Annotated in this window: 7 protein-coding genes and 1 pseudogene; 3 read left to right on the top strand and 5 right to left on the bottom strand. The window is 70.3% G+C overall.

The genetic code is table 11. The annotated features are described in order from the left end of the window. On the top strand, positions 1-333 hold a 333-nt coding region (locus tag ACYVE7_RS23580; RefSeq protein WP_460367265.1), incomplete at its 5' end, for a hypothetical protein. On the opposite strand, the gene ACYVE7_RS23575 is transcribed toward ACYVE7_RS23580, so the two are convergent. Then, positions 305-1,477 carry a methyltransferase gene (locus tag ACYVE7_RS23575; protein ID WP_460367263.1) on the bottom strand — a complete coding sequence of 391 codons (1,173 nt, stop codon included), beginning with the start codon at positions 1,475-1,477 and terminating at the stop codon, positions 305-307. The genes ACYVE7_RS23580 and ACYVE7_RS23575 overlap by 29 nt on opposite strands. Positions 1,478-1,563: 86 nt before the next feature. On the opposite strand from ACYVE7_RS23575, the gene ACYVE7_RS23570 reads away from it, so the two are divergent. After that, a complete protein-coding gene (locus tag ACYVE7_RS23570; RefSeq protein ID WP_460367261.1) occupies positions 1,564-3,450 on the top strand; it encodes a CASTOR/POLLUX-related putative ion channel in 1,887 nt (628 codons plus the stop codon). A gap of 97 nt (positions 3,451-3,547) precedes the next feature. On the opposite strand, the gene ACYVE7_RS23565 is transcribed toward ACYVE7_RS23570, so the two are convergent. From ACYVE7_RS23565 to ACYVE7_RS23550, 4 genes are all read right to left on the bottom strand, one after another. After that, a complete protein-coding gene (locus ACYVE7_RS23565) occupies positions 3,548-4,822 on the bottom strand; it encodes an MFS transporter (protein ID WP_460367259.1) in 1,275 nt (424 codons plus the stop codon). Positions 4,823-4,989: 167 nt separating this feature from the next. Further along, on the bottom strand, positions 4,990-5,625 hold the full coding sequence (locus ACYVE7_RS23560; protein WP_460367257.1) for a TetR/AcrR family transcriptional regulator: 636 nt from the start codon (positions 5,623-5,625) through the stop codon (positions 4,990-4,992). Between the two features lie 19 nt (positions 5,626-5,644). Beyond that, the gene (locus ACYVE7_RS23555; RefSeq protein ID WP_460367254.1) at positions 5,645-6,838 is read right to left on the bottom strand and encodes a glycoside hydrolase family 3 N-terminal domain-containing protein; all 1,194 of its coding nucleotides are present in this window, start codon (positions 6,836-6,838) and stop codon (positions 5,645-5,647) included. 29 nt (positions 6,839-6,867) lie between these two features. Further along, the gene (locus ACYVE7_RS23550; protein WP_460367252.1) at positions 6,868-8,031 is read right to left on the bottom strand and encodes a cytochrome P450; all 1,164 of its coding nucleotides are present in this window, start codon (positions 8,029-8,031) and stop codon (positions 6,868-6,870) included. 105 nt (positions 8,032-8,136) lie between these two features. Here ACYVE7_RS23550 and ACYVE7_RS23545 point away from each other — a divergent pair. Next, a pseudogene (locus ACYVE7_RS23545) lies at positions 8,137-8,759 on the top strand (hypothetical protein); the annotation flags it as partial.

Raw genomic sequence — 8,759 nt, 5'->3', positions numbered from 1 at the left:
TACCCGGGCGCCGGGTTCCTCCCGGCGGCGCCGCCCGCCGGTTCACCGCTGCCGGCGCTCGGACTGCCTTCGGTGGACGGCGCGGCGCCGGTGCTCGCGCCGCCCGTCTCGGGCACGTCGGAGCTGGTGCTGAAGGACGTCAAGCCGGTCGTGCTGGCGGGTCCCGCGGAGATGACCGTGGTGACGGTCGCCGATTCGGGTCCGGTGTCGGCTCCGTCGGCGCAGGTCGTCGGCTGGGGTTCCGCCGGGCTCGGCGGGTTCGCGCTGATGTTCTGGCTGGGCTCGCGGACCAGGGCGCGCCGTCCTATCGCCCGCGGCGGCGACTCCGGCTGACGGCCCGCAGCACCACGAACTTGGGGTTGCTCGCCACGAGTTCGGCGTTGCCGAACAGCCGGCGCAGCCGGGTGTGGTGGCCGAGATGGCGGTTGGCGACGACCCAGAGCTCCCCGTCAGGCGTCAGCGCCTGACGGGCCCCGGCGAACATCCGCCAGGCGATCGCGTCGGTGGTCGCCTGGTGGGTGTGGAACGGCGGGTTGACCAGGATGAGGTCGGCGGAGCCGGGGGGCAGGCCGGTCAGCGCGTCGGCCGCCCGGAACTCGGCCTTGTTGTTCAGGCCGGTGGTATTCATGCCGGTGGTATTCAGGCCGGTGGTGTTCAGGTCGCCGTGTTCGTTGGCCGTCCAGGTGGCCTGGGCGGACGCGACGGCCTGGAACGACTCGTCGGTGAACAGCAGTTCGGCGTCGGGGTGGGTGAGCGCGGCGGCCAGCCCCACCACCCCGTTGCCGCAGCCCAGGTCGACGATCCGGGACGCGCCCGTGCCGCGCGGCAGGTGCTCCAGGAAGAACCGGGTGCCGATGTCGAGCCGGTCGGCGCAGAACACTCCGGCGTGGTTGACCACGGTCCGCCCGCCGACGATCGCCGCGTCGCCGGGCAGCCGGTAGGTCAGCGGCCACGGTCCTGGCGTGCGCGGAATCGACACGTCGGGCGTGCAGAAGATCAGGCGGGCCTTCCGTTCGGCGAGGGAGGTCCGGGTGGGTCCGAGGATCCGTTCGAACAGCGCCAGCGTCGAGGTGTGGATCTCCTTGACCATTCCGGTGCCCACGATCGTGGTTCCGGCGTGGACGGCGGGTGCGAGCCGGTGGAGCTGGTCCTCCAGCAGCGCGAGGCTCTTGGGCACCCGCACCAGCAGCAGGTCGATCCGGGTGGGCGGCTGGTCGCGGGTGGTCAGCAGCGGCACCGGCGCGAGCCCGTTGCGCTCCAGGTTGAGCCTGGTCGCGGTCTGCCCGAGGAACGACTCGGAGATCTGGACGGGCTCGTGCCCGGCCAGCGCCGTGGTCAGCGCCCCCCACCGATCCCCGACGATCACGACCTGCCCGCCGACGTCGGTCTCGCCGAGATGGCGCAGCAGGTACTCGTCGGCGGCGTCCCAGGCCCGCAACTCGGGGTCCGCGGGGAAACGCTCCAGCGCGAAGTCCATTTCCCCAGGTTAGACCCGTCACCCATTACCCAGGCATGACGTGGCGTTTCGACCGTTTCCCGGCTCCGAGTTTCATGATCATCTTTATGGACAGGGGAGCTTGGACACGGCGCGTCAGGTACTGGTTCGACAACACGATGGCGCGCGGGACGCCCGCGATGATCGGCTGGCTGGCGCTGATCTCGGTGAGCCTGGTGGTGGCGATCAGCACGCTGGAGGTGGCCGTCGACGACAAGAAGCAGACGTCGGTGGCGAACACCCTGACGGAGATCTGGAAGAACACGGTCGACACGTTCCATCTGGGCGACGCCGACCAGGGTTCGCTGCCGTTCCGGATCCTGGAGATCCTGATGGCGCTGGCCGGGATCTTCTTCGCGTCCACCCTGGTCAGCCTGATCACCACGGGCGTGAACAAGCGGCTCAACGATCTGCGCAAGGGCCGCTCGGCGGTGCTGGAGAGCGGGCACACCGTGATCCTGGGCTGGTCGGAGCAGGTGTTCCCGGTGCTGCGCGAGCTGATGGCGGCGAGCGCGAACCGCGGCGGCGACTGTGTGGCGATCCTCGCCGACCGCGATCGGGTGATCATGGAGGACGCGATCAGGGAGCGGATCGGCACGACCGGCCGATTCAAGATCGTCTGCCGTCGGGGCGACCCGCTGAGCCACACGGCGCTGCCGCTGGTCAGCCCGCAGACCGCCCGCGCGGTGATCGTCCTGGCTCCGGACGATGCCAGGACCACCCGCACGCTGCTGGCACTCATCCACAGCCCGGCCAGGAGCGCCGAGGGGTACCACGTGATCGGCTCGGTGACCGACGGGTCGAACCTGGCGGCCGCGCAGCTCGCGGGCGGCCACGAGACCCTGGTCGTCAACGCCGACGACATCGCGTCGCGGCTGATCGTCCAGACGGCGCGGCAGCCCGGCCTGTCCCTGGTGTACACGGGGCTGCTCGACTTCGCGGGCGACGAGATCTACATGGCGGACGTCCCCTCGCTGGCGGGGCGGACCTTCGGCGAGACCCTGACGGCGTTCCGGACCTCCACGGTGATCGGCGTGCAGCGTCGCGACGGCCGGGTCGAACTGGCCCCCGCACCGGCCTCCCCGCTGCTCGAAGGCGACCGGATCATCGCGATCTCCCGCGACGACGACACGATCGTGCCGGGCACCACCGTCCCCCGCGTGGACGAACCGGCGATCGGCAGGACCCCGGCCGGGGAGCCGCGCCCGGTGCACGTCCTGGTGCTCGGCTGGAACCGGCGGGCCGCAAGGATCATCACCGAGCTCGACGTGTACGTCCCGGACGGCTCGTCCCTGCACGTGGTCGCCGAGGCGGCGCCGCTGCTGCCCGAGCCGGGCGGGCTGGCCGTCACTTTCACGGCGGGCGACACGGCCTCCCGCGACGTCCTGCAACAGCTCGACCTCGCCGCCTACCAGCACGTGATCGTGCTCTGCCCCGAGCTCGCCGACGCCCACGACGCCGACTGCCGCACCCTCATCACCCTGCTGCACCTGCGGGAGCTGAAAGAGGCGGCCGGGCACGGCTACACGATCGTCAGCGAGCTCGGCGACGACGCCAACCGGGAACTCGCCCAGGTGACGCGCGCCGACGACTTCATCGTCGGCCAGCGGCTGATCAGCCTGCTGATGGTGCAGCTCGCCGAGAACCGCGATCTGCACGCCGTGTTCGCGGAGCTGTTCGACCCGGACGGCTGCGAGCTGTACCTGCGGCCCGTCCACGACTATCTGGTGCCGGGTTCGACCGTCGACTTCTACACGGCCGTGGAGGCGGCGCGGCGGCTCGGGCATGTGGCCGTCGGCTACCGGACGGCCGACGGGGAGGTCAGGCTCAACCCCGACAAGGCGCTGCGGGTCAGGTTCGCGGGGGCCGACCGGCTGATCGTCCTGGCCAACGGCCTCGACTCCGACGACCCGAGCGTCCCCCGGCCGCGCGGCACCGCGGCCGTCACGGCATGAGACATGAGAACAGCGGATCGCCCTCGCTCCACCGGGGGACGGGCGAGGGCGATCCGGTCTGGGGTGCTCGGACAGAGCGGGATCGGATAGAGCGGGATCAGACGTTCGGGTTCTTCCGGCCGACCAGGAACGTGGTGGCCAGGCAGACCACGTAGAACACGGCCAGGATCGTGAGCGCCGGGGCGATGCCCTTGGTCTCCTCGATCGAGATCCGGAAGGTCTGCTGGATGGCGACGCCGCCGAGCGCGCCGACCGCCGAGCAGATGCCGATCGCGGCGGCGCCCTCACGGCGGGTCGGGAACAGCGCCGGGATCATCTTGTAGGTGGAGCCGTTGCCGAGGCCCGTCGCGGCGAAGACGAACAGGAACGCGGCGAGGAAGCCCGCCCAGTTCTTCGCGTTGACGGCCACCGCGACCGCGCCGATCCCGACGGCCATCAGCAGGAACGCCACCATCGTGACCTTCACTCCGCTGAGCTTGTCGGACAGGTAGCCGCCGAGCGGGCGGGCCACGGAGCCGACGAACGCGCCGAGCCAGATGAAGTTCGCGCCCTTGACGTCGGGGAACTGGGTCTTGATCAGGACACCGAAGGTGAACGCGTAACCGATGAAGGAGCCGAACGTGCCGATGTACAGCAGGTTCATGATCCAGGTGTTGCCCTTGGCGGAGATCGACAGCATCTCCTTGACCGTGTAGGAGCTGGTGGCGGTCCGCAGGTTGTTCATGAAGAAGTAGGAGCCGGCGGCGGCGAGCAGGATGAACGGCATCCACACCCAGCCGACGGCGACCAGCCCGAACGCCACGATCAGCGGCGGCATGCAGAGCTGGGTGACGCTGGTGCCGAGGTTGCCGCCCGCCGCGTTGATCCCGAGCGGGAAGCCCTGCTTGGAGACCGGGTAGTAGTGCGTGATGTTCGCCATCGAGGAGGCGAAGTTGCCGCCGCCGAGGCCGGTCGTCGCCGCGATGACCAGGAGCAGCGGGAACGAGATCGACTCGATGTTGTTGATCGCGTAGACGAACAGCCCGGTCGGGATCAGCAGGAGCAGCGCCGAGACGACCGTCCAGTTCCGTCCGCCGAACCTCGCCGGGGCGAAGGTGTAGGGGATGCGGACCGCGGCGCCGACCAGGTTCGGCACCGTGGTCAGCCAGAGCACCTCCGAAACGCTGAACATGCCCTTGGGCAGGTTCAGCACCGCGATGCTCCAGAGCAGCCACACACAGAAACCGAGGTGCTCCGTGAAAACGGAGAACACGAGGTTCCTGGTGGCGACCTTCTTGCCGGTTGACGCCCAGAACTCCGCGTCGTCCGGCTCCCAGGTCTCGATCCACGGGCCCTTTGTCGCTGCGGGCGCCGTCGTGTCGACAGCGGTCATGTGCATCTTCCTTCGTCTTCGGGCGGCTGGGGGTCACTCGCCGTTACCGAGGAAGTTAAGGACATGGGGTTACCCGCGTGATGACTCGCCGTGTCCGTGGTGAAACCTAGTACGCACACCGTTCACATCCGGATGTGCGACACCCGGCAACCGGATCGCGGCCGTTGTTAGGCGCCGAGCGGAAGCAGCACGAAATAGGTGAGGGACGGCAGCAGTTCGGGCAGGTGCGCGGCGCGTCCGGAGTCGACCTGGAGGTACAGGGTGCTGTAGACGCCGCCGAGGATCGCGTCGACCACATGCTCGTGGACGGCGGGGCCCGGGTAGACGGGCGCGGTGAACACGGCGTGCAGCCGGTGCAGGTAGCCGTCGCGCAGGGCGCGGACGCGCGGGCCCGCGCCCGCCACCTCGACGGTCGCCAGCCGCGCGAACGGCTCCTGCGCCGCGAGGGTCGCCAGCAGGACCTCCAGGGCCGCCTCGATCCCCGACGCCCAGTCCGGGGCCTGCCGGAACGCCGTCTCCATCAGTTCCGCCAGCGCCCGGCCGCCCTGGTCGAGGGCCGCGGCGAAGCAGTCCTCCAGGGTCGGGAAGTACAGGTAGAACGCCTTCTTGGTGACCCCGGCGGCGTCGGTGACGCGGGAGATCGTCGTGTTGGCGTACCCGTAGGCGGCGACCTGGCTGACGAACCCGTCGATCAGCCGGGCACGCTGGATCGCCGCGACGCTCTCCCGGGACAGCCCGTGCCGGCCCGGCTTGATCGCCCGGTCGGGCGCGAGCGCCGACCTCGACCCCGGAAAGTGACCCACGGCGTCCTCCACGGTCAGGTCAGGGGTAGGCCTTTCTTACCGTGAGGATACGGCGCGCGGCGGCCCTGGTCTCGGCCTTGTTCAGCTTTCCGCTCTTCAGGGCCTTGGCGAGCGCCGTCACCCCGGCCAGTCCGGCGTTCGGGGTCTGGGCGGAGAACAGCAGCAGGTCCATGCCGGCGCCCGCCGCGAGCAGACCCCGGTTGGCGACCGACCCGTACGGTTGGAGCGCGCCCGCCTCCAGCGCGTCGGTGATGGTGACGCCCTGGAAGCCGACGCGTCCGCGGAGCTCGTCCTGGACGATCTTCTTGGAGAGCCCGGCCGGACGGGTCCTGTCGAGTGACGGGTAGACCGCCCACGACACCATCGCCAGGGGCGCTCCGGCGGCGATCGCGGGCCGGTACGGCGCCTCGTCGATCCTGCGGAGGGTCGCCGCGGAGACCTTCAGGGTGACCTTGGTGAGGTCGGTGTTGGCGCTGGTCGGCGCGGTGCCGAGGCCAGGGAAGTGCTTGATCGTCGCGGCGACGCGGCCCTTCTGCTGGGCCTTGAGGAACGCGCTGGCCAGGGTGGCGACCTTGGCGGGGTCGTTGCTGAAGGAGCGGCCGAACCGGTCGGCGAAATCGCCCTTCCTGCGGTAGACGTCCAGGACGGGCGCGAGATTGACGTTGAGGCCCGCGTCACGGAGGTTGGCGGCGGCGTCGCGGCCCGCGGCCTTAGCGGCGGCCAGCGGATCGGCCGACTTCCCGATCTGCTTGGCGGACTTCTCCGGCGCGCCCGGCAGCCTTCGGACCAGCCCGCCCTCCTGATCGGTCATGAGCAGCAGCGGAGCCTTGACCGGGCTCTGCGCGTTCGCCTTCTTCAGCTTCGCGACGGCCGCCTTGAGCTTCGCGCGCGACGGCACGTTCCCCGAGAAGAAGATGACCCCGGCGGCCTCGCCCTTGCGGATCGCGGCCAGCAGCGACGCCGGCGGGTTCGCGCCCTTGTAGCTGTAGATCACGCGCTGGCCCGCGAGCTGCCGGAGGGTCAGCTTCGGCAGCGGCCCCGCGTCGGGGAGCGCGCGGGCCGTCTCCAGCGGCTCGGAACCCGCGGCGCTGGTGGTGCCGCCGTCGGTCGGGGCCTGCGGGAAGGCGGCCGGTTCCGGGTCGTCGGCGCAACCGGCCACGACCAGGGTGACCAGGGCGAATACCGTCGTCAACCGCTGCTTTGCTCCGGTCATGTTCCTCACAGTACTTCGCGGCGCCGGTTCTAGGGGGCGTTCGCGGAGACGATCAGGCCCTTCAGTTCGTAGCCGGAGATCTCCTCTTTCATCGCGATCCTCGGCTCGGACTTCAAGGCCAGTCCGGGGACGGCGAACAGGCCGGTGAGGAAGACGTCGGCCTCCTGGACGGCCAGATGGGCGCCAGGGCACTTGTGCGGGCCGTCGCCGAAGGACAGGCCATAGGGATGGGCGCCGTCGCTCAGCTCGCGGTCCTGGCAGACGGTCAGGGCGTCCGCGCCGACGGCGGCCGGATCGAGGTTGGCGGGACCGACCGCGACGTCGACCAGGGCACCGGCCGGGATCGTGATGTCGCCCGGCAGCTCGACGGGCGCGGTGGTGCGGCGTTTGAGGTTGCCGACGACCGGCTCCAACCGCAGGATCTCGTGGAGGATCCCGTGCCGGGCGGGCTCGTCGGCGGCCAGGTAGCGGTCGCGCAGGGCCTGGTCGCCGAGCATGTGCCAGGCGGCCATCGTGATGAACTCGCGGGTGGTGACCATGCCGGCGGCCGCGAACGTCACGCACTCGCCGAGGATCTCACCGCCCGTGCAGCCCTCGTCGAGGAGATGGCTGATCAGGTCGTCGCGGCGGGCGGCCTTACGGGCCCTGACGGCGGGCCGCACGTCGCTCAGATAGATCGTCAGGAACTGCGTGTTCTGCCGGAAGAACCAGTAGACGCCGCTGACGCTGGTGAAGCCGGGACGGCCGAACTTCTCGGGGAAGAACCGGTCGAGCCGCTCCGCCAGGCCGGGGCGGGAGTCCGTCAGGCCGATGACGGCCGCGGCGACCTCGATGGCCATCCCGAAGGCGAGGACGCCGAGGTCGGCCTGGCCATCGGCGACGAGCCGGGCCAGGAGGGTATCGGCGGTGCGCTCCATCAGGGCGCGGTACTCGGTGTCGACCCGCTTCTTGGTGAAGTAGCGGGCGGTCTGGCGGCGGTGCTCGCGGTGCTCCACGCCGTCCCGGTAGAGGACGGGGCGGCGGATCCGCTGCGGCAGCTTCTCCATGGTCTCGACGCCGAGACCCGCCTGGACGGTGTCGGTGCTGCGCAGCAGCGCACGCCCCTCGGCGTGACCCCGGATCCGCCACACGCCGTCCGGCCCCTGTTCGACGGGGCATTGCGCGGGGGCGGTCCCGCGATCGACCTTACGCATGTTGATCACCATAACCACGACATCCGTGACATCCCAGACCTATCTCACTGAACTATGAGAAGAACGCTCTATCTTTCGCGGGATACGTCTTGGCAGGATGCACGGATGCTGCATCGGCTGGGTGAAGTGGAGACCAAGGAACTGGTCGAACTGCTCCGTGCGCACATCCCGCAGGTGTCGGCCGAAGCCGTCACGGCGATCCAGGAGAACGTGCCCGAATACGTGCGCGGCCAGGACCCGCGCTACGGCGAAGTGCTGTTCCAGATGTGCGAAGGCGCCAACCTGCGGTTCCTCGACCTGATCGACGACCCCGAAGCGCCGCTCGACGACGTCCTCGACCTGTTCCGGGCGGCCGGCGAGATCGAAGCCCGCGAAGGACGGTCCGAAGGACTGTGGCAGAGCGCGCTGCGCGTCGGGACGGGCGTCACCGTGCGGCGGCTGACCGAGGTCGCCGAGACCAGCGCCGAAGTGCCCGCGTCACTGATCGGCGAGATCACCCAGCTCGTCCTGCGGTACCACGACCGGCTGATCGGCGCGATGCGCGACGGCCACGTCACCGCCCTCGCCCGGGCGGCCGGGGAACGCGCCGAGAAGATCCGGAACCTGGTGGACCTGCTGGTGTCGGACGAACCCGACCCGATGGAGCTGGCCGACCGGGCGCGAGACGCGGGCTGGGCGCTGCCGCGGACCGTCACGGCCGTCGCGGTGCGGCGGCGCGACCACGGCAG

The sequence above is a fragment of the Actinocorallia lasiicapitis genome (assembly GCF_054778695.1).
Note: the sequence above shows the minus strand (reverse complement) of the source record. Positions and strands in the feature narration are given on the sequence as shown.

Excerpts from the sequence above, each read along its gene's own strand:
- ACYVE7_RS23555 (WP_460367254.1), bottom strand. The coding sequence starts at position 6,838 with ATGACCGGAGCAAAGCAGCGGTTGACGACGGTATTCGCCCTGGTCACC.
- ACYVE7_RS23575 (WP_460367263.1), bottom strand. The coding sequence starts at position 1,477 with ATGGACTTCGCGCTGGAGCGTTTCCCCGCGGACCCCGAGTTGCGGGCC.
- ACYVE7_RS23570 (WP_460367261.1), top strand. The coding sequence starts at position 1,564 with ATGGACAGGGGAGCTTGGACACGGCGCGTCAGGTACTGGTTCGACAAC.
- ACYVE7_RS23550 (WP_460367252.1), bottom strand. The coding sequence starts at position 8,031 with ATGCGTAAGGTCGATCGCGGGACCGCCCCCGCGCAATGCCCCGTCGAA.
- ACYVE7_RS23565 (WP_460367259.1), bottom strand. The coding sequence starts at position 4,822 with ATGACCGCTGTCGACACGACGGCGCCCGCAGCGACAAAGGGCCCGTGG.